The 18,981-nt window shown below is 74.7% G+C and carries 19 protein-coding genes; 7 read left to right on the forward strand and 12 right to left on the reverse strand.

What is annotated here, in order from left to right:
• Positions 1-188 precede the first annotated feature (188 nt).
• Positions 189-1,574, forward strand: coding sequence for an 8-oxoguanine deaminase (locus ACFVFS_RS03365; protein WP_380619531.1), 1,386 nt, complete (start codon positions 189-191; stop codon positions 1,572-1,574).
• Positions 1,575-1,640: 66 nt separating this feature from the next.
• Here ACFVFS_RS03365 and ACFVFS_RS03370 read toward each other — a convergent pair whose 3' ends face one another.
• Positions 1,641-2,972: an MFS transporter gene (locus tag ACFVFS_RS03370; protein WP_380619533.1), complete on the reverse strand. Its 1,332-nt coding sequence runs from the start codon at positions 2,970-2,972 to the stop codon at positions 1,641-1,643.
• A 55-nt stretch (positions 2,973-3,027) separates the two neighbouring features.
• Between ACFVFS_RS03370 and ACFVFS_RS03375 the strand changes: the two genes are divergently transcribed.
• Complete coding sequence (locus tag ACFVFS_RS03375; protein ID WP_380619534.1) at positions 3,028-4,077, forward strand: helix-turn-helix domain-containing protein; 1,050 nt, start codon at positions 3,028-3,030, stop codon at positions 4,075-4,077.
• A gap of 61 nt (positions 4,078-4,138) precedes the next feature.
• Here ACFVFS_RS03375 and aceB read toward each other — a convergent pair whose 3' ends face one another.
• A complete protein-coding gene (gene aceB, locus ACFVFS_RS03380; protein ID WP_380619535.1) occupies positions 4,139-5,788 on the reverse strand; it encodes a malate synthase A in 1,650 nt (549 codons plus the stop codon).
• A gap of 84 nt (positions 5,789-5,872) precedes the next feature.
• Here aceB and ACFVFS_RS03385 point away from each other — a divergent pair, with 84 nt between their 5' ends.
• The 3 genes from ACFVFS_RS03385 to ACFVFS_RS03395 all read left to right on the forward strand — a co-directional run bounded on the left by ACFVFS_RS03385 (position 5,873) and on the right by ACFVFS_RS03395 (position 8,182).
• Positions 5,873-6,718: an IclR family transcriptional regulator gene (locus ACFVFS_RS03385; RefSeq protein WP_380619536.1), complete on the forward strand. Its 846-nt coding sequence runs from the start codon at positions 5,873-5,875 to the stop codon at positions 6,716-6,718.
• Between the two features lie 305 nt (positions 6,719-7,023).
• On the forward strand, positions 7,024-7,644 hold the full coding sequence (locus ACFVFS_RS03390) for a hypothetical protein (protein WP_380619537.1): 621 nt from the start codon (positions 7,024-7,026) through the stop codon (positions 7,642-7,644).
• A gap of 208 nt (positions 7,645-7,852) precedes the next feature.
• The gene (locus ACFVFS_RS03395; RefSeq protein WP_380297982.1) at positions 7,853-8,182 is read left to right on the forward strand and encodes a hypothetical protein; all 330 of its coding nucleotides are present in this window, start codon (positions 7,853-7,855) and stop codon (positions 8,180-8,182) included.
• A gap of 43 nt (positions 8,183-8,225) precedes the next feature.
• On the opposite strand, the gene ACFVFS_RS03400 is transcribed toward ACFVFS_RS03395, so the two are convergent.
• Both ACFVFS_RS03400 and ACFVFS_RS03405 read right to left on the reverse strand, forming a co-directional pair.
• Entirely contained in the window at positions 8,226-9,374 is a 1,149-nt protein-coding gene (locus tag ACFVFS_RS03400; protein ID WP_380619539.1) for an alpha/beta hydrolase, read from the reverse strand.
• A 263-nt stretch (positions 9,375-9,637) separates the two neighbouring features.
• Entirely contained in the window at positions 9,638-10,258 is a 621-nt protein-coding gene (locus tag ACFVFS_RS03405; RefSeq protein WP_380619540.1) for a TetR/AcrR family transcriptional regulator, read from the reverse strand.
• Positions 10,259-10,366: 108 nt separating this feature from the next.
• Between ACFVFS_RS03405 and ACFVFS_RS03410 the strand changes: the two genes are divergently transcribed.
• Positions 10,367-11,131 carry an SDR family NAD(P)-dependent oxidoreductase gene (locus ACFVFS_RS03410; RefSeq protein WP_380619542.1) on the forward strand — a complete coding sequence of 255 codons (765 nt, stop codon included), beginning with the start codon at positions 10,367-10,369 and terminating at the stop codon, positions 11,129-11,131.
• A gap of 150 nt (positions 11,132-11,281) precedes the next feature.
• Here the strand turns inward: ACFVFS_RS03410 and ACFVFS_RS03415 are convergent, their stop codons facing one another.
• The 4 genes from ACFVFS_RS03415 to ACFVFS_RS03430 are packed head-to-tail and all read right to left on the reverse strand — an operon-like array spanning position 11,282 to position 13,910.
• Entirely contained in the window at positions 11,282-12,235 is a 954-nt protein-coding gene (locus ACFVFS_RS03415; protein WP_380619544.1) for a phosphotriesterase, read from the reverse strand.
• Positions 12,232-12,693, reverse strand: a complete 462-nt coding sequence (locus tag ACFVFS_RS03420; protein WP_380619546.1) for a carboxymuconolactone decarboxylase family protein — start codon at positions 12,691-12,693, stop codon at positions 12,232-12,234. Before ACFVFS_RS03420 ends, ACFVFS_RS03415 begins: the two co-directional genes overlap by 4 nt.
• Before the next feature lie 16 nt (positions 12,694-12,709).
• Complete coding sequence (locus ACFVFS_RS03425; protein WP_380619548.1) at positions 12,710-13,288, reverse strand: DUF4865 family protein; 579 nt, start codon at positions 13,286-13,288, stop codon at positions 12,710-12,712.
• Positions 13,289-13,343: 55 nt separating this feature from the next.
• Complete coding sequence (locus ACFVFS_RS03430; protein ID WP_380619550.1) at positions 13,344-13,910, reverse strand: TetR/AcrR family transcriptional regulator; 567 nt, start codon at positions 13,908-13,910, stop codon at positions 13,344-13,346.
• Positions 13,911-14,118: 208 nt separating this feature from the next.
• Here ACFVFS_RS03430 and ACFVFS_RS03435 point away from each other — a divergent pair, with 208 nt between their 5' ends.
• Entirely contained in the window at positions 14,119-15,111 is a 993-nt protein-coding gene (locus tag ACFVFS_RS03435) for an aldo/keto reductase (RefSeq protein ID WP_380619552.1), read from the forward strand.
• A gap of 202 nt (positions 15,112-15,313) precedes the next feature.
• Here the strand turns inward: ACFVFS_RS03435 and ACFVFS_RS03440 are convergent, their stop codons facing one another.
• The 4 genes from ACFVFS_RS03440 to ACFVFS_RS03455 form a co-directional block, all read right to left on the reverse strand.
• Positions 15,314-16,390, reverse strand: coding sequence for an LLM class flavin-dependent oxidoreductase (locus tag ACFVFS_RS03440; RefSeq protein WP_380619554.1), 1,077 nt, complete (start codon positions 16,388-16,390; stop codon positions 15,314-15,316).
• Positions 16,391-16,393: 3 nt separating this feature from the next.
• A complete protein-coding gene (locus ACFVFS_RS03445; protein ID WP_380619556.1) occupies positions 16,394-17,299 on the reverse strand; it encodes an ABC transporter substrate-binding protein in 906 nt (301 codons plus the stop codon).
• A gap of 72 nt (positions 17,300-17,371) precedes the next feature.
• Positions 17,372-18,118: an ABC transporter ATP-binding protein gene (locus ACFVFS_RS03450; RefSeq protein WP_380619558.1), complete on the reverse strand. Its 747-nt coding sequence runs from the start codon at positions 18,116-18,118 to the stop codon at positions 17,372-17,374.
• Positions 18,115-18,921 carry an ABC transporter permease gene (locus ACFVFS_RS03455; protein WP_380619799.1) on the reverse strand — a complete coding sequence of 269 codons (807 nt, stop codon included), beginning with the start codon at positions 18,919-18,921 and terminating at the stop codon, positions 18,115-18,117. Before ACFVFS_RS03455 ends, ACFVFS_RS03450 begins: the two co-directional genes overlap by 4 nt.
• Between the last annotated feature and the right edge of the window lie 60 nt (positions 18,922-18,981).

Here is an 18,981-nt window from a genome sequence, read left to right on the forward strand (position 1 = left end):
CAACCTGCTCTTCCACCACCTCGGTGCCGCCCGCCGGACCGCCGCCGAGGCGCCGCCCGAGCCGACGGCGCCGACGGCGACAGCGACGGCGACGGCGACGGCGACAGCGACGGCGACGGCGACCCCGTCCTGACCCACCGGGCGGGCATGCGCCGCGTGCCCGCCCGGCCTCCCCCCTTGGAGTCACCATGGCAGTCCAGCCCCCGCCCGCCGACCGGCGGACCGTCGTCGAGAACGCGGCGATCGCCACCGTGGACGCCCACGACAACGAGTACGCCCGCGGCCATGTGGTCCTGCTCGGCAACCGGATCGAATCGGTCGGCGACGGCCCCGCCCCGACACGGCTGGACAACGTGGTACGCCGGATCGACGCCGAGGGCCACCTCGTCACCCCCGGCCTGGTCAACACCCACCACCACTTCTACCAGTGGATCACCCGCGGCCTCGCCCAGGACGACATCCTCTTCGACTGGCTGGTCGCCCTCTACCCGACCTGGGCGAGGATCGACGACCGGCTCGTGCACGCCGCCGCCCAGGGCTCCGCCGCCGCGCTGCTCAAGTCCGGCTGCACCACCGCCGCCGACCACCACTACGTCTTCCCCCGGCACGGCGGCGACATCCTCGGCGCCGAGATCGAGGCCGTGCGCGAACTCGGCCTGCGGTTCACCGCGCTGCGCGGCTCCATGGACCGCGGCGAGAAGGACGGCGGCCTGCCCCCGGACCACGCCGTCGAGCAGCTCGACGCCATCCTCACCGCCTCCGAGGAGGCCGTCGACCGCCACCACGACGCCTCCCCCGGCTCCATGCTGCAGATCGCCCTCGCGCCCTGCTCCCCGTTCTCCGTCTCCACCCGGCTGATGCGGGAGTCCGCCGAACTCGCCCGCCGCAAGGGCGTTCGGCTGCACACCCACGGCTCCGAGACGGCCGAGGAGGAGGCGTTCTGCCGGGAGCTGTTCGGCATGGGCCCCACCGACTACTTCGACTCGGTCGGCTGGCTCGGCGAGGACGTCTGGATGGCGCACTGCGTCCACATGAACGACTCCGACATCGCCAAGTTCGCCGAGACGGGCACCGGCGTCGCGCACTGCCCGTCCTCCAACGCCCGCCTGGCCGCCGGGATCGCGCGGGTGCCCGCCATGCTGGCGGCCGGCGTCCCGGTCGGCCTCGGCGTCGACGGCAGCGCCTCCAACGAGTCCGGCGAGCTCGGCACCGAACTGCGCACCGCCCTGCTGATCAACCGCCTGCACGGCTCGCCGCGCGCGCTCACCGCCCGCCGGGCACTGCGGCTGGGCACCATGGGCGGCGCCCGGGTGCTCGGACGGCAGGACGAGATCGGGTCGATCGAGGCCGGCAAGCTCGCCGACCTGGCGCTGTGGAAGGTCGACGGCCTGCTGCACTCCTCGATCGCCGACCCGGTCGCCGCGCTCACCTTCGGCGCGCTGCCGCCGCTGACCGTGCTGTTCGTCAACGGCAACGCCGTCGTCGAGGAGGGGCGGCTGACCACCGTGTCCGAGGACCGGATCGCGCTGGCCTGCGCCCGTGCCGCCAAGGACCTCGCCGCGAGGTCGATCTGACGCCCCGCCGCACGATTCGGGCCGGTGGCGGCGCCCACCCCCGTGGGGCGCCGCCACCGGCCCGGCTCACGGGGCCCCCGGCGCGGGCGGGCCCACCGGCCCCCGAACGGCCGGCCCCTGCACGGCCGCCGCCTGCACGACCGGCCCCCGGACGGCCGATCCCCGGACGGCGGGCAGCAGCGCAGGCCCGGCCAGGGCGAACAGGCCCGCCAGCACCACCCAGCCGACCGCCCCGTGGTCCACCGCCGTCAGGGTGACCACCAGCGGACCGATCACATGCGCGCCCGCCTGCCCGCTCAGGAACACCCCCTGGTACTCGCCGTGCGCCCGCGCGTCCGCCAGGTCCAGGCTGAGCGTCCAACCGCCCGCCGAGGTCAGCAGCTCGCCCAGACTGTGCACCAGCGCACCGGCCAGCAACGCCCCGGCCGCCGCCCACGCCGGGCCGAACTGCGCCGCCGCATAGCCCAGGCAGCCCGCCGCCAGCAGCAGCGCCCCGCGCGCACAGGCCCGCGCCGCCGAGGGGACGTCCGTCACGCCCCGGCTCGCCCGCACCTGGAACAGCACCACCAGCAGACAGTTGACGACGTTCACCGCCGCGACCGTGGCGGCCGGCGCCTCGGTGCCGAGCACCACCCAGAGCGGCAACCCCACGGTCAGTACCGCGAGTTGCAGCTCCAGGACGGCGTGCAGCGCGGTCACCAGCAGATAGCGGCGGTCGCGCAGTGCCGTCCGCCGGCCGACCTCGTCGACGGAATCGCGAACCCCCTTACCGGGCAGAGGGGTTGCGGGTTCGCGAAGCCCGGCCAGGAGCGCCGTCACGCCCATGAAGCTCGCCGCGTCCAGCACCAGCATCGTCACGTACCCGGCGTAGGAGTCCGCCTGCAGGGCGAGCGCCGCACCGAGCGAGCCGACCACCAGGCCCGCGTTCGCCACCGAGCGCAGCAGCGCCCGTGACCGCACCTGCCCCTCGGCCGGCAGCGCCCGCGCGATCAGCGCGCTGCGCACCGCCCCCGCCCCGCGCGACAGCACCGTCGCGGCGCAGGCCAGCGCCACGAACGCGGCGAAGGAGTGCGCGAAGGCGTAGCCGAGCAGCGCCACCGCCTCCAGCGGCCCGAGCAGGAGCAGCAGCCGCCTGCTCCCGACCCGGTCGGCGAGCCGCCCCATCGGCACCCCGGCGAACACCCCGCACACCCCGGCCACGGTGAGGCCGAGCGCCACCGAACCGGGCGTCAGACCGAGCGAGCGGGTGAAGAACAGCACGTTGACCGTGACGAAGAGCCCGTCGCCGACGGCATTCACCAGGCTCATCAGCACGAGCCGCCGCAGCAGCGGCTCGGCGGGCAGCAGGCGGCTGCCGGGGGCGCGCGCGGGCGCCCCCGCGGAGGTGGAGGAGGTCATGGCAGAAGCACACCGGGGTTCCCGGCCGGGGGGAATTCTTTTACCGTTACGGTCAATGTTCGAGTTCCGTCTCGGGGTCGACGACCTCGCCGCCACCTGGTTCGCCTACTCCCCGCTGCAGGAGGCGGTGTTGGGCCTGCGCGCCCGCCGCCGGCCGTCGTACTACCCGGAGCAGCAGCCGTGGATCGCCGGCTGGCGGGACCGCTACACCGCCCTGGACACGGCGCTGTTGGACGTGCTGATCGCCCCGAGCGGCTTCGTGCCTGACTTCCTGACGCCCCGCCCGCCGGTGCCCCGGCCGGACTTCGCCGACGAGCTCGCCGAGATGGCGCGCACCCCGCCGGAGGTGGTGCGGGCGGACCTGCTGGCCGCCTATCCGGGCGGCGGCTGCCCGCTGCCCCCGGTGCTGGCGGAGCCGATCGACGACCCGGCGGCGCTGGTCGCGCTGACCGCCCGGACGGCGGAGGCGCTGGAGGCGTACTGGACGCGCTGCCTGGCCCCCGCGTGGTGGCCGCGGGCGCGGTCGGTGCTGGAGGCGGACCTCGCGTACCGGGCCCGGGTGCTGTCCGAGCGCGGCGCGGAGGGGCTGTTCGCGGACCTGGACGGCCGGATCTCCTGGCACGACGGGGTGCTGCGGCTGACCGACGACACGCCGGTGGTCCAGGCGCTGGGCGACTCGGTGGTGGAGGTGGCCGGGCGGGGCCTGGTGCTGATCCCGACGCTGGCCGGGCGCGGCGCGCAGACCGACATCACCCAGGACGATCCGCCGCTGATCACCTATCCGGCGCGCGGCAAGGCCACCATGGCGGAGGGCCTGACGGGGCCCGGCGGGCCGGACGGTCCGTCCGCGGTGCCCGCCGGGCAGGCCGGCCCGGCCGGGCTGGTGGGGCTGATCGGCCCGGCCCGGACGCGGCTGCTGATGCTGCTGGCGACCCCAGCCAGCACGACGGAGCTCGCCCACCGGCTGGGGGTGACGCCGGGCGCGGTCAGCCGGCACCTCGGCGCGCTGGCCGCCGCCGGCCTGCTGGAGCGCACCCGGCACGGCCGCCGGGTGCTCTACCGGCGCAGCGGCCTCGGCGACGCGCTCGCCGGCGGCCGCCCCTGAGGCGGGGCCCCAGGGGTCGGCGGGACGGCGGGACGGCGGGTCGGCAGACGCGACCGGGGGATCAGCCCAGCAGGGGCAGCGCGGGCAGGGTCAGGAAGTCCGGGAACTCCTCGGCCAGGGCGACCTGTTCGAGGAGCCGGGCGGCCTCGTCCCAGCGGCCGGCGCTGTACGCTTCCTCGCCGAGTTCGGCCCGGAGGTGCGCGAGTTCCTCGCTGACGAGGGTGCGGACCAGTTCGGCGGTGGCCTTCTCACCGGTGTCGGCGAGGACGACGTCGTTGTGGATCCACTGCCAGATCTGCGAGCGGGAGATCTCGGCGGTGGCGGCGTCCTCCATCATGTGGAAGATGGCGACCGCGCCCAGGCCGCGCAGCCAGGCCTCGATGTAGCGGATGCCGACCTGGACGGCGTTGTGCAGGCCGGTGCGGGTGCAGGTGCCGCCGGCGGCGGCGATGTCGAGGAGGTCGGCGGCGGTGACGGGCTCGGCCGGTCCGGGGTTGTCCTTCTGGTGCGGGCGCTCACCCAGGACGGCGTCGAAGCAGGCGCGGGCGACCGGGACGAGGTCGGGATGGGCCACCCACGACCCGTCGAAGCCGTTGCCCGCCTCGCGGTCCTTGTCGGCCCTGACCTTCTTCAGCGCGGCCGCGTTGACCTCGGGGTCCTTGCGGCTGGGGATGAACGCGGCCATGCCGCCGATCGCGTGGGCGCCGCGCCGGTGGCACGTGCGCACCAGCAGCCGGGTGTAGGCGGCCATGAACGGCGAGGCCATGGTGACCGTGTTGCGGTCCGGCAGGACGAAGCGCCCGCCGGCGTCGCGGAAGTTCTTCACGATCGAGAACAGGTAGTCCCAGCGCCCGGCGTTGAGACCGGCGGCGTGGTCGCGCAGCTCGTAGAGGATCTCGTCCATCTCGAACGCGGCGGTGATCGTCTCGATCAGCACCGTCGCACGGACCGTGCCGTACGGGATGCCGAGGGCGGCCTGGGCGTGGGTGAACACCTCGTTCCAGAGCCGCGCCTCCAGGTGGCCCTCGGTCTTCGGGAGGTAGAAGTACGGACCGGAGTTCGGGTCCTCGGCGCCGCGGGCGAGCAGCCGGGCCGCGTTGTGGAAGAAGTACAGGCCGAAGTCGACGAACGCCCCGGCCACGGGCTCCCCGTCGACCAGCAGGTGCCGCTCGTCGAGGTGCCAGCCGCGCGGACGGACCACCACGGTGGCGAGCTCCGCGGCCGGCCGCAGGGTGTAGGCCTTGCCGGCGGGCGTGGTGAAGTCGATCCGGCCCGCGAACGCGTCGATCAGGTTGACCTGGCCGCCCACGACGTTCGCCCAGGTCGGGGAGCTGGCGTCCTCGAAGTCGGCGAGCCAGACCTCGGCCCCGGAGTTCAGCGCGTTGACCACCATCTTGCGGTCGGTCGGGCCGGTGATCTCCACCCGGCGGTCCTGAAGGGCGCGCGGCGCCCCGGCCACCGTCCAGTCGGCGGCCCGCACGGCCGCCGTCCCGGGGAGGAAGTCCAGGGTGCCGGTACGGGCGATCTCGGCCCGACGCTCCCGGCGGAGGGCGAGCAGCTCACGCCGACGCCCCTCGAAGGCTCGGTGCAGACCGGCCACGAACGCCAGCGCCTCCGCGGTGAGCACCTCCTCCGCCCGGTCGACGTGCGGACCCGCGACCGTGACGACCGGAGCGGCGGCGGAGGCTCCGGGTCCCTGATCTTCAACCATGAGCAGGACACTCCTAGGTGGAGGGCTTGTTTCTGTAAGGTGGAGACTAGTTTCCGCGATACAGAATTTCAACGGTTTGTTGAGATGATCGCCAGGACTTGTCCCACTCCCCCGACAGTGAAGGGAACGCCGGTGGCAGCGACCTCCGACAGCACCGAGAGAACACCCCCGGAGCGCGCGAGCGGCGGGGTCCAGTCCGTCGAGCGCGCCTTCCAGCTGCTGGAGGCACTCGCCGACTCCGGCGGCGTGGCGACGCTCAGCGAGCTCTCCGCCTCCTCGGGCCTGCCGATGCCGACCATCCACCGCCTGGTTCGTACCCTCGTCCAGCAGGGCTATGTCCGCCAGGACACCACCCGCCGCTACACCCTCGGCCCGCGGCTGATCAGGCTCGGGGAGACCGCCGGCCGGCTGCTCGGCAGCTGGGCCCGGCCCTACCTGGCGGAGCTGATGGAGGCCACCGGCGAGACCGCCAACCTGGCGGTGCTGGAGGGCGGCGAGGTGGTCTACGTCGGCCAGGTGCAGTCGCGGCGCTCGATGCGGATGTTCACCGAGGTCGGCCGCCGGGTGCAGCCGCACTGCACGGGCGTGGGCAAGGCGCTGCTGGCGCAGCTGCCGGAGGAGGAGGCGCGCGCCGTCCTCGGCCCCAATCCGCTGCCCGCGCACACCCCGCACACGGTGACGGACCCGCAGGAGCTGATGCGCCAGCTGGCCGAGGCGCGCGAGCGCGGCTACGTCGTCGACGACCAGGAGCAGGAGATCGGGGTGCGCTGCATCGCACTCGCCGTCCCGGGCGCACCGACCCCGACGGCGCTGTCGGTCTCCGGCCCGGAGGCCCGGATCCGGGCCCTGGAGGAGCCGTCCGGCACGGCGTCCCTGGTGCCGGTGATGCAGGGGATCGCGACCCGGCTCGGGCAGGTCCTGGCTCCCTGACGGCCGGCGGCGCCACGGGGGCGTCACAGCGGCGCCTCGGAGGCAGGTCGGGGGCAGCTCTGGGGCAGGTCGGGGGCAGCTCATATGACGGGCATTCGTATGACAATCATTCGCCCGTTCGAGCCACCCGAGCGCGGGTTGCTCCCGGTTTGTCCCGGTCCGTCCAGACCCGTCGGCGACGCTGGTCCGGACGCGGCCCGCGACGGCGCGGGGCGCCGGACACGGAGGGCAGGGTGAGCGGGATGGCCCGCAGCGGATCCGTTCGAGGTCTCCTCGGCAGGTCCTTGGCAGTGGGGTGCACGGTGGTGGCACTGGCCGCCGGGCAGGCGTGGGCGGACGTGTGCACGCCGGACGACCAGGCGCTCGCGCCGGGGGCGAGCGCACCGGGGGCGAGCGCACCGGCCGCGGAGCCGGCGGCCGATCCGGGTGGGGCGAGCCCGGAGGCCGCGGCCCCCGGCACGGCTGGCTCGGACGCGGCGTCCTCGGGTGCGGCCGCCGACCAGGCGTCGGCGGCCCGGACGTCGGACTCCGACCTCTACGTGGTCCGGATGGACCCCGACGCCGCCCCGCCCGGCGGCACCACCACGGTGCACGCCTTCATCGGCAACCTCGGCCCGGACACGACGGCCTCGCCGTTCACCGTCGTGGTCACCCTCCCCGAGGGGGTCACCGCCGAGGGCCCGTACTTCCCGGACAACTGCTACGCCTTCCAGGAGGGCCACCGGGTGCGCTGCACCTTCCCGGCCGGCCTGCCGCAGTTCGAAACCGCGACGGCGCTCGTCCCGGTCCGGCTGGCGACCACCGTCCCGGCCCCCGGCACGCTGACCGGGGGCTGGGTGGCGGTGCGCAGCGACGACGACTGCAACGAGGAGAACAACCGGCAGCCGTTCGAGATCGCGGTCGTCGAGACGACCGGTCGGGAGTAGGAACGACGGCGGTCCGCGGCGGCCGCGATCGGCGCGGCGCCCCCGGGCGCGGGGCGGTGGCGCCCCGCGCCCGGGAGGGGCCGGGGAGCGGGCGCGGGCCGGTCTGGCGGGTCCGGCGGGGAAAGTGCGCCGCGGAGGCGGAGCGGTCGGATAAGTTGGAGTTCCGTCCGCGCCGTCCGCACCGCCCGACAAGGAGACCCGTCCCACCATGACCGCGCCCCTGCCCGCCTTCGCCGGCCGCACCTACCTGTTCCGGGTCGACAACGGCGCGGCCTTCCGCAACGCCTACTCTGCCGACGGCAAGCGGCTGCGCTGGGAGGGCCTCGGCGAGTCGGCGGGCCAGTGGGAGGACGTCACCCTGCACGTCGCCGAGGTCGGCCCGCAGGTGTACTTCGTGAGCTGGACCGAGGTGAGCGGCATCACCGTCAGCCACGTCATGGACCTGGCCCGGATGACGGTCCGCGCGTTCTGGACGTACGAGGGCGAGGGCGGCCGGGTCGGCGAGCTGCACACCGGCACGCTGGAGCAGGTGGCCTGAGCCCCGGCCCCCGCGCCGGGGCCGCCCGCCGCGTCGGGTCCGGTCAGACCGACTGGCCGGCGGCCGGGACCACCAGGTGCTGGGAGACCCACTCCAACGAGGACGGGAGCAGTCGGCTCCAGGTCTCGAAGTTGTGCCCGCCGGTCTCCATCATGCTGTAGGAGACCTTCATCGGGGCGTGCGCGGCGGCCACGAACGCCTCGGTCTCGCGCCGGTAGTTGCCGTCCCCCTGCCGGGTGCCGGCCAGCAGCACCGCGACCTTGGGCTGCGGCAGGTTCTTGAGCCGCCACATCAGGTCGGCCTCGTTGCGCCGCTGGTCGCTGCCCTTGAAGAGGTCGCCGGTGCTCGGGTCCTCGGCGGCCTGGTAGTAGCCGGAGAGCGAGACGGCGGTCGGGAAGACCTCCGGGTGGCGCATCGCCAGCTTGAGGGCGCAGTAGCCACCGGTCGAGTTGCCCATGAAGGCCCACGCCTGGGGGTCGGCGGAGACCCGGTAGGTCGCCTGGATCGCCGAGGGGACGTCCTTGGTGAAGTAGCTCTCGGACTGCGCGCCGCCCGGGACGTCCTCGCACTCGGTGTCCTGCGGCAGCGCCGGCGAGGGGCGCACCAGCACCATGACGGTCGGCTGCATGCGGCCGTCCTGGAGCAGCTTGAGCGCCGCGCCCGGGTAGTTGAGCCGGGTGACGAGGTTCTTGGCGATCCCCGGGAAGCCGGTGCTGACGATCAGGACCGGGAACTGCTTCTGCGCGTACTCCGGCTGGAAGTACTGCGGCGGCAGGTACACGTACCCCTCGGTGGAGAGGCGGGTGGTGGCGCCGTCGATGCGGACCTCGCGGATCTCGCCGGACTTCCCGGGGTCGCGGCCGAGCGCGCCGCCGCCCTGCACCTCTGCGTGGCCGATGGTCTCGACGCGCAGCCGGCCCGAGGCGTCCACCTTGTTCTGGATGACCACCGGACCGTTGTCGCCGGTTCCCAGCAGGTCGTCCCAACTGCTGTAGAACGCGAAGTAGTTGTTCGCCACCAGGCCGAGCGCGGCGAGCACGGCCAGCTGGGTGCCGAGCAGGGCGCCGATCCGGCCGAGGACGGCCTGCCAGCTCCGCTTGGACAGTCTCGGCCACAGCCAGACCGTTCCGGCCATCGCCGCGACGGCGACCAGCACGGTCAACGCCAGCACCTTGTGGCTCGTCAGACCCATGTCGTGTTTGCTCCCACGCCTCGTACTCCCCCGCCCCGGGGAAGGACACCCGGGAGGGCCGCCCCGGTTCCCCCGACCGCAGCGAGTTCGTCGCCCGGGCGCGACCCCTCAGCCTAGCGTCCGCGCGGACCGCTCCGCCCCCGCCGACCAGCGGTGACGCCCTCGGCCCGGAGGAGGAGCCGTGGTCGGACCGTCGCGGCGCGTGGTGTCTCGTCGCGTCGTTTCGCGGTAGGCCCCTTGAGAGGGGGGTGGCGCGGGCGCCGTCAGGTGACGCGACTCCAGAGGCCGAGGCCGCCGGTGAGTTCGCGTACGCAGCGGGCGCCCAGCTCGCGGGGCGATCCGGGGCCGGCGGCCGGGGCGCCGGAGAGCGCCCACTGCTCCAGGGCGACCCGGATGGCGGCGGTGGCGGCGGCCGCGGCGAGCCGGATCTCCAGGGCGTCGGTCTCGGGCGGGCAGCGGTCGGCGATCGCGGCCCGCAGCCGCTCCTCGGAGTCGGCGTGCACGCGCTGCCAGACCGAGGCGAGGCGGGGGTCGCGCAGCAGTTCGCGGGTCCAGCGCATGGCCTCGCCGGCCTCGGCGTCGGCCGGGCTCAGCGACGCGGCCGCCGAGCGCTCCAGCGCCTCGCGGAGCGGCAGGTCGGCGGCGCTCTCGGTGAACAGCCGCACCCAGCGCTCGCCGCCGGCCGCGAGCAGCGGGGCGACGGCGTCCTCCTTCTCCGAGAAGTAGCGGTAGAAGGTGCGCAGCGAGATGCCCGAGGCCTGGGCGATCTCCTCGGCGGTGACGGCCTCGGCCCCGCGCGCGGCGAACAGCTCGGCTGCGGCCCGGGCGATCTCCAGCCGGGTGCTCTCGCGGCGGCGCTGGGTCAGGGTGGGGCGTCCGGTCACGGGCTCAGCGTACGCGAGCCGGCACGTCGAGCCTTTTTGGCACACCGTGCCATGTAGGCGTACCGTGCCAGTGAGGTCGCGAGACCACGAACCGAACGGAGTACCACCATGGAGCGCTTCACCGGACGGAACGTCCTGATCACCGGCGGCGGCTCGGGCATCGGCCAGGCCACCGTGCACCGGATCCTCGCCGAGGGCGGGCGCGTCGTCGCCGTCGACGTCAACGAGGACGGCCTGAAGGCCACCCTGGACCGCGCCACCGCCGAGGGCACCGCCGACCGCCTCACCACGACGGTGCTGGACGTGTCCGACGAGGCCGCCGTCCGGGCCGGCGTCGCCGAGGCCGTGGCCCTGCTGGGCGGCCTGGACGCGCTGGTCAACGCGGCCGGCATCCTGCGCTCCGCGCACACCCACGAGACCAGCCTGGAGTTCTGGAACAGGATCGTCGCGGTCAACCTGACCGGCACGTTCCTGATGACCCGCGAGGCACTGCCGGCGCTGCTCGCGGGCGGCAAGGGCGTGGTAGTGAACTTCAGCTCCACCTCCGCGACCTTCGCCCACCCCTACATGGCCGCGTACGCGGCGACCAAGGGCGGCATCCAGTCCTTCACCCACGCGATCGCCGCCGAGTACGCCAAGCAGGGCCTGCGCGCGGTCTGCGTCGCGCCCGGCAGCATCGACAGCGGCATGACCCACGACCCGGGCCTGCCGGCGGACGCCGACTTCAGCCTGCTCGCCAAGCTCTCCCCCGCGATCGGGCAGGGCTTCGCCAGGCCGGAGACCGTGGCCGGGGTGATCGCCATGCTCGCCTCGGACGACGGCGCGTTCGTCACCGGCACCGAGCTGCGGATCGACGGCGGCACCCACATGTGAGGCCTGCGGGGGCGGCGGGGCGGCCGGCCCGCGGCGCCCGGGCGGGGGCGGCGGCTCGGGCGGCCGAGGCCGGGCCGGGCGCTGACAATTGACAGCTGACAGATATCAGATAACAGATGACGGATAACAGATTTCAGATTCTGTCAGCTGTCAATTGTCAGCCGCCTCCCCGCCGGGCTCCGCCCGCCACTCGGCCGCGAAGGCCCGGGCGGGGTTTGCGGTGAGGAGGCGGTGCGGGAGGTCGGGGCCGAACTCGCGGGCCAGGCGGGGGCCGAGGGCGGTGAGCAGATGGGTCGGGCCGGGGGCGTGGCGGGCGGTGCGGGTGGTGGTGTCGCCGCCGAGGAGCAGTTGGTCGGCGCGACCGGCCTCGACGAGGGCGGCCACCGTGTCGAACAGGTGGTGGTCCGTCGCGTGGTGCGCGCGGGAGGGGCCGTCCAGGGCCAGGAAGGCTCCGGAGCCGGCGAGTTCGCGCTGCAGCCGCAGATCCGGGTGCCGGTTGAGGTGGCCGAGGATCACCCGGCCGGGCGGGACGCCGTGGCGTTCGCAGAGCAGGTCGAGGACGTCCGGCGCGCCGGTGCCGAGTTCGTGGTGGACGGCGATCGGCGCACCGGTGGCATGGTGCGCCTCGGCGGCGGCCGCCATCACCCGCCGGGTGTGGGCGTCCAGGCCGTGGAAGTCCCCGGCCACCTTGATCAGCCCGGCGCGGACGCCCCCGGGCGCGCCGCGCAGTCCGCTGGTGAGCTCCGCGACGAAGAACCCGGCGAGTCCGGCGTAGCGCCGTTCGAGGTCCGCCGGATCGTAGTGGACGGCCTGATGGAGCCCGGTGGCGGCGATCAGGTGGACACCGGCCGCGCGGGAGAGTTCCGGCAGCAGGTCGGCGCGCCGCCCCATCCCGGCGGGCGTCCACTGGACGAGCGCCCGGCCGCCGGCCGCGGCGAAGGCACGCAGCACCTCCGCGGCGGCGGCCGGGTCGTCGAGTTCCTCGCCGGGCAGCCGGGGGCTGCGCAGGAAGAGGTGGTCATGGGCGTCGCAGACGCCGAGTTCGGCGGGGTCGAGGTCGCCGAGGACGGTCCGGACGGCGCTCGCGGCGGTGCGGGCGCTCATGGCGTCTCCGCGAAGGTCGCGGCGGCGACCCGCAGTCCGGCGAGCGCCTTGGGCACGCCGACGTAGGGCGCGAGGTGGACCAGGACCTCGGTGACCTCCTCCCTGGTCAGCCCGATCCGCAGACTGTTGCGGACGTGGTCGGCGAGCTGCGGCTCCACGCCGCCGAGTGCGGTGAGCGCGGCGAGGTTGGCCACCTGGCGGTCGCGCAGGGCGAGTCCGGGGCGCTGGTAGGTGCCGCCGAAGAGCGTGGTGACGATCCAGTCGGCGAATCCCGGGACGAGGTCGTCGAGCGGGCCCAGGGTGTCGGCCCGGGTCCCGGGGCCGGCGAGTTCGGCGAGCAGGGCGTAGCCGGCGGCCCGGTCGAGCGGGGCGGGGACGAGGCCGGTGGCAACGGGGTCGGCGGCGCCGGGGCCCTTCTCGGTGCGCTCGCCGGTCGCGGGAGGTGCTGCCTCGTTCATCGGGCGGGGGTTCCTTTCACCAGTGCCGGCCGGCGGGCAGCCGGTCGAGTTCGGGGCTGGAGAGGTGGTGCACGCGGTACCGGGTGCCGGACACGCCGTCCGGGGCGGTGGTGCGCCAGAGGGCGAAGCGCAGCAGTTCCCAGCGGTCGGGGTCGACGGCGACGGCGGCGGTGTGCAGGTCGGGGTGGTCGGGCAGTTCGGCGAGGGCGCGTTCGACGGCCTCGGCCGGATCGGCGTCCTCGGCGAGCCGCTCGGCGCGCCGGGTGGCGGCGGCGGGGGCGCCCTCGACGGCCGGGCCCCGGCGCAGGCCCGCGCCGAGCCAGTGCCGGACGGCGGGGCGGCCGAAGTCGGCGGCGAGGCCGCGGAATCCGGAGCCCCAGAGGAAGCTGTTCATGCCCTCGGCGGTGCGCCAGAGGTAGAACGGCGCGTACTGGTTGACGGGCGAGCCGTCGCGGCCGCGTTCGCGCACCAGGTAGGCCTTGAGGCCGAGGCCGGGGTGGTCGTCGAGCAGGTGGCCCCGGGTGGCGATCCGCCGGTGGACGATCCGCATGTCGTAGTCGGCGGGGAGGGTGATCTCGTACTGCATGACGTGCACGGCGGGCTCCGGAAGGGGGTCGGAGGGATCGGCCGGGGGCGGCGGGCCCGGCGGATCAGTCGGTGCGGTGGGCGGCGAGCAGGGCCAGCGCGCCGCGGACGGCCCGCTCGAACGGTTCGGCGCTGTCGGCGGCGCGGGCGAGCACGTAGCCGCCCTGCACGACGGCGACCACGGCGGCGGCGAGGTCGGCGGGGTCGGCGCCCGGCCGCAGTTCGCCGGCCGCCTGGCCCTCGGCGATCACCTCGGCGATCCGGCCGCGCAGCCAGTCGAAGGTCTCCTCGACGGGCGCGCGCAGCCGCGGGTCGGCGACCACCTCCGGATCCTGGGCCATCCGCCCGATCCGGCAGCCGCGCAGGACGTCGCGCTCGCGCCGCAGATAGGCGGCGACCCGGTCGTGGGCGGTGCCGGGGCCGGCGAGGTCGGCCCCGGCGACGGCGCGCATCTGCTCGGCGCTGCGGCGCAGGGCGGCGGCCGCGAGGTCCGGCTTCCCGTCGAAGTGGTGGTACATGCTGCCCTGGCCGACGCCGGCCCGCTGCTGGATGGCCTTGGGGCTGGTGCCGACGTAGCCGCGCTCCCAGAGGAGTTCCTGGGTGCTCTCGATGAGGCGGTCCTGGGTTGCCATGCCGGTCACTGTACCTACAGGTACAGAGATCTGTACATACCAGTAGGTACAGAGAGCTCGCGGGCCCGAAGAACCAGGAGGCCGTGGGCCGCCCCCCGGCGGTCCACGGCCCTGTGTGATCGTCGTCCCCGCGCGCCCCGCCCGGCATTCCTCGACGGACGGTGGCGCAGATCACCTCGCGCGGCCGGGGCCTGGCAGGATGTCCGGCATGACCTACCTCGCCGCGGATGACCGCTACGCCTCGATGACCTACCGCCGGGCCGGCCGCAGCGGCGTGCTGCTCCCCGCCGTCTCGCTGGGCCTGTGGCACAACTTCGGTGACGCCCAGCCGCTCGACGTCCAGCGGGCGGTGCTGCGCCGCGCCTTCGACCGGGGTGTCACCCACTTCGACCTCGCCAACAACTACGGGCCGCCGTACGGCAGCGCGGAGCGCAACTTCGGGTACCTCTTCGCGCAGGACTTCCGCCCGTACCGGGACGAGCTGTTCATCGCCTCCAAGGCCGGCTACGACATGTGGCCCGGCCCCTACGGCGACGGCGGCAGCCGCAAGTACCTGCTGGCCAGCCTGGACCAGTCGCTGGGCCGGATGGGCCTCGACTACGTCGACGTCTTCTACTCGCACCGCTACGACCCGAACACCCCGCTCGAGGAGACCATGGGCGCGCTGGACTCGGCGGTCCGGGCGGGCAAGGCGCTGTACGCGGGCATCTCCAACTACCCGGCGGAGCAGCACCGCGAGGCGGTGGCGATCCTGCGCGAGCTGGGCACGCCGATCCTGATGAACCAGTGCGCGTACTCCGTCCTCAACCGCTACGTCGAGGACGAGGGCGTGCTGGACGCGGTCGCCGACACGCAGACCAGCCTGATCGCCTACTCGCCGCTGGCGCAGGGCCTGTTGACCGACCGCTACCTCTCCGGCAAGGTGCCGGCCGGGTCGCGGATGTCGATCGGCAGGTTCCTCCGCGAGGAGGCGCTCACCGGGGCGAAGCTGGAGCAGCTGCGGGCGCTCGCCAAGGTGGCGGAGCGGCGCGGGCAGACCCTGGCGCAGCTGGCGCTCAGCTGGGTGCTGCGGGACCCGCGGGTGGTGTCGGTGATCATCGGGGCCAGCAGCGTGGCGCAGCTGGACCAGAACCTCGACGCGCTCGCGGGCGCCCCGCTGACCGCCGAGGAGCTGGCCGAGATCGACGTGCTGAGCCGCTGACGCAGCGGTACGCCCGGCCGGTCGATGCTGCGTGACCGGCCGGGCACCGCGCTCGTTGGACCGTTCGTACGGGACCGTCCGTACGCGTCCTTCGAGACCTCGGGAGCCCGCCGTGCGGACGTACCTCCTCCGGGCCGTCGCCCGCTTCGCCCGGCAGCTGGCGCTGACCTCGCCGCTGCCGTTCCCCCTCCTGCCCGGCGCCCTACCGGCGGCGGATCCCCAGCGCTGGTAGCACCGTCTCGGCGACCCGGTGGGCCTCCTCCAGCAGCGGGTTGCCGGAGAGGATGAAGGTGTCCACCCCGAGCGACTCGAACTCCTGGAGCCGCTCGACCACCCGGGCCGTCGAGCCGACCACGGCGGTGCCCGGGCCGGGGCGGAACAGGCTCATCCCGGGCCAGAGGTTGGGGTGGCCCTCCAACTCCCGGGCCCGCGCCGGGACCTTGCCGCCGTGCTGGCGGAACTGCCGCTGCCAGCCGACCCCGTCCTCCCCGCGCACCCCGCCGAGCTGGCGGGCGTAGGTGGCCTCGCTGGTGACGTCGAGCAGCCGGTCGGCGGCGGCCCAGGCCTCGTCCTCGGTGTCGCGGACGATCAGGTGCAGCCGCAGGCCGATCCGCAGGCTGCGGCCGTGCGCGGCGGCCCGCTCGCGGACCAGGTCGAGCTTCTCCTTGAGCTGCTGCGGCGGCTCGCCCCAGGTGAGGTAGACGTCCACGTGCTCGGCGGCCATCTCGATGCCGGCCGGCGAGCTGCCGCCGAACCAGAGCGGGATGCCGCCGGGCTGGACCGGGGTGAGTTCGCGCAGGCCCGCCCCGGCGTTGCGCAGGTCGTAGAACTCGCCCTTGTGGTCGAAGACCTCACCGGCGGTGAGGCGCTTGACGATCGACCAGTACTCGGCGCTGAGCCGGTAGCGGTCGTCGTGCTCGACGTGCAGCCCGTACTCGCGCAGCTGCGCGGTGGAGCCGTTGACCACGTTGAAGCGCAGCCGTCCGCCGTGCAGGTGGTCGAAGCTGAGCGCCATCTTCGCCAGCAGGGTGGGCGCGATCAGCCCGGGGTGGACGGCCAGCAGCGGCTTGAACGCCGGGGTGGTGGCGGCGGCCAGGGCGTTGCCGAGGTCCCACACGTCGTAGAGGTCGGTCGCCAGCAGCGCGCCGGTGTAGCCCAGGCGCTCGACGCTGCCGGCGAGTTGCTGGAGGTAGCGGAGGTCGACCGGTCGGCGGCCGGCCGGCTCCCAGGGGTAGTGGCCCTCGCGCGGGATGATGTACCAGAGGACTTCGGAGGCCATCGGTCAGACCGCCTCGGCGACGGCGGCGGCCACCGGGGCCTCCAGCGCGGGCAGGTGGGCGTCGGCGACCGTCACCGCGCGGCCGATGAAGCCGACCCGGTGGAAGATGTCGGCCGCCTCCTGCTGCTCGGCGACGAACGCGGCGGTCGCCGGCTCCAGCCGCCAGGGCAGCCCGGCCAGCGCCGCCTGCCAGTCCTCGGCGCTGCCGCCGAGGTCCTCGGCGGCGATGGCGGCGGCCTGCGGCAGATGTGCCGCCACCCAGGCGTCCGCGCGGCGCAGGGCGGTGGCGATCGCGGCGACCACCTCGGGGCGGTCGGCCGCGAACCCGCGGCGGGTGAAGAACACCGAACGGTCGGTGATCACGTCACCGGTGCGGATCAGCTCGCGGAACTCGCCGCCGCGCCGGGCGGCGGCCAACTCGGCGCCCTGGGCGATCCAGCCGGCGATCCCGCCCTCGCGCAGCCGCCGCGCCGGGTCCTCGCCGGCGGCCGGGCGGACGGCGGTGATGTCGTCGGCGTAGGAGAGCCCTTCGGCGTGCAGGGCCTTGGCGAGCAGGTGGGTCTGCCAGGACCCGATGGCGAGGACGACGGTGCCGCCCTTGAGGTCGGCGACCGTCCGCACCGGGCCGTCGGCGCGCACCAGCAGCGCGCCGTGGTCGGGGCGGGGAGCGGAGACCGCCGCGTAGACCAGGTCGTGGCCGGCGGCCTGGGCGGTGACCGGCGGGGTGGAGCCGGTGCCGCCGAAGTCGATGGTTCCGTCGGCGAGCAGCTCGCCGGTGCGGGTGCCGTCGGCGTAGTGGTGGAAGGCGCCGCTCTCCCCGAGCGGGGCCAGTTCCTCGTCGAGGTAGTCCAGCCGGGAGAGGTAGTAGAGCGAAGGGTTGCTGGCGTGGACGCCGAGGGTGATGGCCATGGGAATCAACTCCTGTGGTGCGGAGGGGGGTCGGAGGGGTTTCAGGCGGCAGGGGCGGTGGCGGTACGGGGGTCAGTGGACGCCGAGGTCGGCGAGCAGACGGCGGCGCAGGTCGGCGAAGGCCGGATCGGCCGGGTCACGCGGGCGCTCGACGGTGACGCGCTCGTCGCGCACCAGTCCGCCGTCGCGCAGCACGGCGACCCGGTCGGCGAGCCGCACGGCCTCGTCCACGTCATGGGTGACCAGCAGCACCGCGGGGCGGTGACGGCGGACGAGGTCGCCCACGAGGTCCTGCATGCGCAGCCGGGTGAGTGCGTCCAGGGCGGCGAACGGCTCGTCCAGCAGCAGCAGTTGGGGCTCACGGACGAGCGCCCGGGCGAGCGCGGCGCGCTGCGCCTCGCCGCCGGAGAGAGTGGCGGGCCAGGCGTCGGCGTGCCGTTCGAGGCCGACCTCGGCGAGCGCCTTGAGACCCGTCTCCCGGGTGGCGGCGCCGCGCGGCAGGCCGACGGTGACGTTGGCGAGCACCCGCTTCGAGGGGACCAGCCGGGGCTCCTGGAAGACCACCGTGCGCACCGGCGGGACCAGGACGGTGCCGGCGTCGGCCCGGTCTAGGGCGCCGAGGATCCGCAGCAGGGTGGTCTTGCCGGTGCCGCTGGCGCCGAGCAGGGCGACGAACTCGCCGCGGTCGATGGAGAGGTCGACGCCGTCGAGGACGGCCCGGGTGCCGAACACCCGGCGCAGGCCGCGCAGGTGGACGGCGGGGGCCGCGGGGGCAGCGGCGGAGGCGACGGGGGCGGGGGCGGAGGCGGGGGTGCTCATCGGGTGGCTCCCTGGGTGGCCTTGCGCCAGGGCATCAGGACGCGCTCCAGGAGGCGGACGACGCCGTCGGCGGTGAGTCCCAGCAGTCCGTAGATCAGGATGCAGACGGCGAGGATGTCGGTACGGGAGTAGTTCTGCGCCTGGGCCATCAGGTAGCCGATGCCCTCGGTGGAGTTGATCTCCTCGGCGGCGATCAGCGCGATCACGCTGAGCGTCATGGACAGCCGCAGTCCGGAGAGCAGTGCCGGCAGGGCGCCGGGCAGGACGACGGTGCGCACGATCGCCCAGCGGCCGAGGCCGAAGCTGCGCATGGCCTCGATGAGCTTGCGGTCGGTGTTCCGGACGCCGCCGGAGGTCGACACGTACATCGGGAAGGTGGTGGCGACGCCGATCAGCGCGACCTTGGCGGTCTCGGTGATGCCGAACCAGACCATGAACAGCGGGACGAGGGCGAGGAAGGGGACAGTGCGCAGCACCTGCACGGCCGAGTCCAGCAGTTCCTCGCCGAGACGGAAGAAGCCGGTCACGACGCCGAGCACCAGGCCGGCGCTGGCGCCGATCAGCAGGCCGAGGCCGGCCCGGGTGAGCGAGACGGTGAGGGCGTCGGCGAGTTGGCCGTTGCCCCACAGCTCGCCGACCGCCTCGGCGACCTGGGCGGGCGAGGCCAGGACGTCCTGGGTGAGGGCGCCGGTGGCGGAGGCGAGGGCCCAGCCGCCGAGCAGGGCGAGCGGGCCGAGGGTGCGCAGGGTGAAGGCGAGCGCCCGGGGGCGCGGGGCCCGGAGGCGGGTGCGGGGCTCGACCAGGCCGGCCGCGCGGGCGGCGGCGGTGCCGCGGTCGGCGTCCTCCCCGGCCGGGGGCGCGGC

Source organism: Kitasatospora sp. NPDC057692, assembly GCF_042799475.1.
Classification (GTDB): domain Bacteria; phylum Actinomycetota; class Actinomycetes; order Streptomycetales; family Streptomycetaceae; genus Kitasatospora.

Excerpts from the sequence above, each read along its gene's own strand:
- ACFVFS_RS03375 (WP_380619534.1), top strand. The coding sequence starts at position 3,028 with ATGTTCGAGTTCCGTCTCGGGGTCGACGACCTCGCCGCCACCTGGTTC.
- ACFVFS_RS03385 (WP_380619536.1), top strand. The coding sequence starts at position 5,873 with ATGATCGCCAGGACTTGTCCCACTCCCCCGACAGTGAAGGGAACGCCG.
- ACFVFS_RS03370 (WP_380619533.1), bottom strand. The coding sequence starts at position 2,972 with ATGACCTCCTCCACCTCCGCGGGGGCGCCCGCGCGCGCCCCCGGCAGC.
- ACFVFS_RS03415 (WP_380619544.1), bottom strand. The coding sequence starts at position 12,235 with ATGAGCGCCCGCACCGCCGCGAGCGCCGTCCGGACCGTCCTCGGCGAC.
- ACFVFS_RS03365 (WP_380619531.1), top strand. The coding sequence starts at position 189 with ATGGCAGTCCAGCCCCCGCCCGCCGACCGGCGGACCGTCGTCGAGAAC.
- ACFVFS_RS03395 (WP_380297982.1), top strand. The coding sequence starts at position 7,853 with ATGACCGCGCCCCTGCCCGCCTTCGCCGGCCGCACCTACCTGTTCCGG.
- ACFVFS_RS03430 (WP_380619550.1), bottom strand. The coding sequence starts at position 13,910 with ATGGCAACCCAGGACCGCCTCATCGAGAGCACCCAGGAACTCCTCTGG.
- ACFVFS_RS03450 (WP_380619558.1), bottom strand. The coding sequence starts at position 18,118 with ATGAGCACCCCCGCCTCCGCCCCCGCCCCCGTCGCCTCCGCCGCTGCC.
- ACFVFS_RS03410 (WP_380619542.1), top strand. The coding sequence starts at position 10,367 with ATGGAGCGCTTCACCGGACGGAACGTCCTGATCACCGGCGGCGGCTCG.
- aceB (WP_380619535.1), bottom strand. The coding sequence starts at position 5,788 with ATGGTTGAAGATCAGGGACCCGGAGCCTCCGCCGCCGCTCCGGTCGTC.
- ACFVFS_RS03400 (WP_380619539.1), bottom strand. The coding sequence starts at position 9,374 with ATGGGTCTGACGAGCCACAAGGTGCTGGCGTTGACCGTGCTGGTCGCC.
- ACFVFS_RS03440 (WP_380619554.1), bottom strand. The coding sequence starts at position 16,390 with ATGGCCTCCGAAGTCCTCTGGTACATCATCCCGCGCGAGGGCCACTAC.
- ACFVFS_RS03435 (WP_380619552.1), top strand. The coding sequence starts at position 14,119 with ATGACCTACCTCGCCGCGGATGACCGCTACGCCTCGATGACCTACCGC.
- ACFVFS_RS03420 (WP_380619546.1), bottom strand. The coding sequence starts at position 12,693 with ATGAACGAGGCAGCACCTCCCGCGACCGGCGAGCGCACCGAGAAGGGC.
- ACFVFS_RS03445 (WP_380619556.1), bottom strand. The coding sequence starts at position 17,299 with ATGGCCATCACCCTCGGCGTCCACGCCAGCAACCCTTCGCTCTACTAC.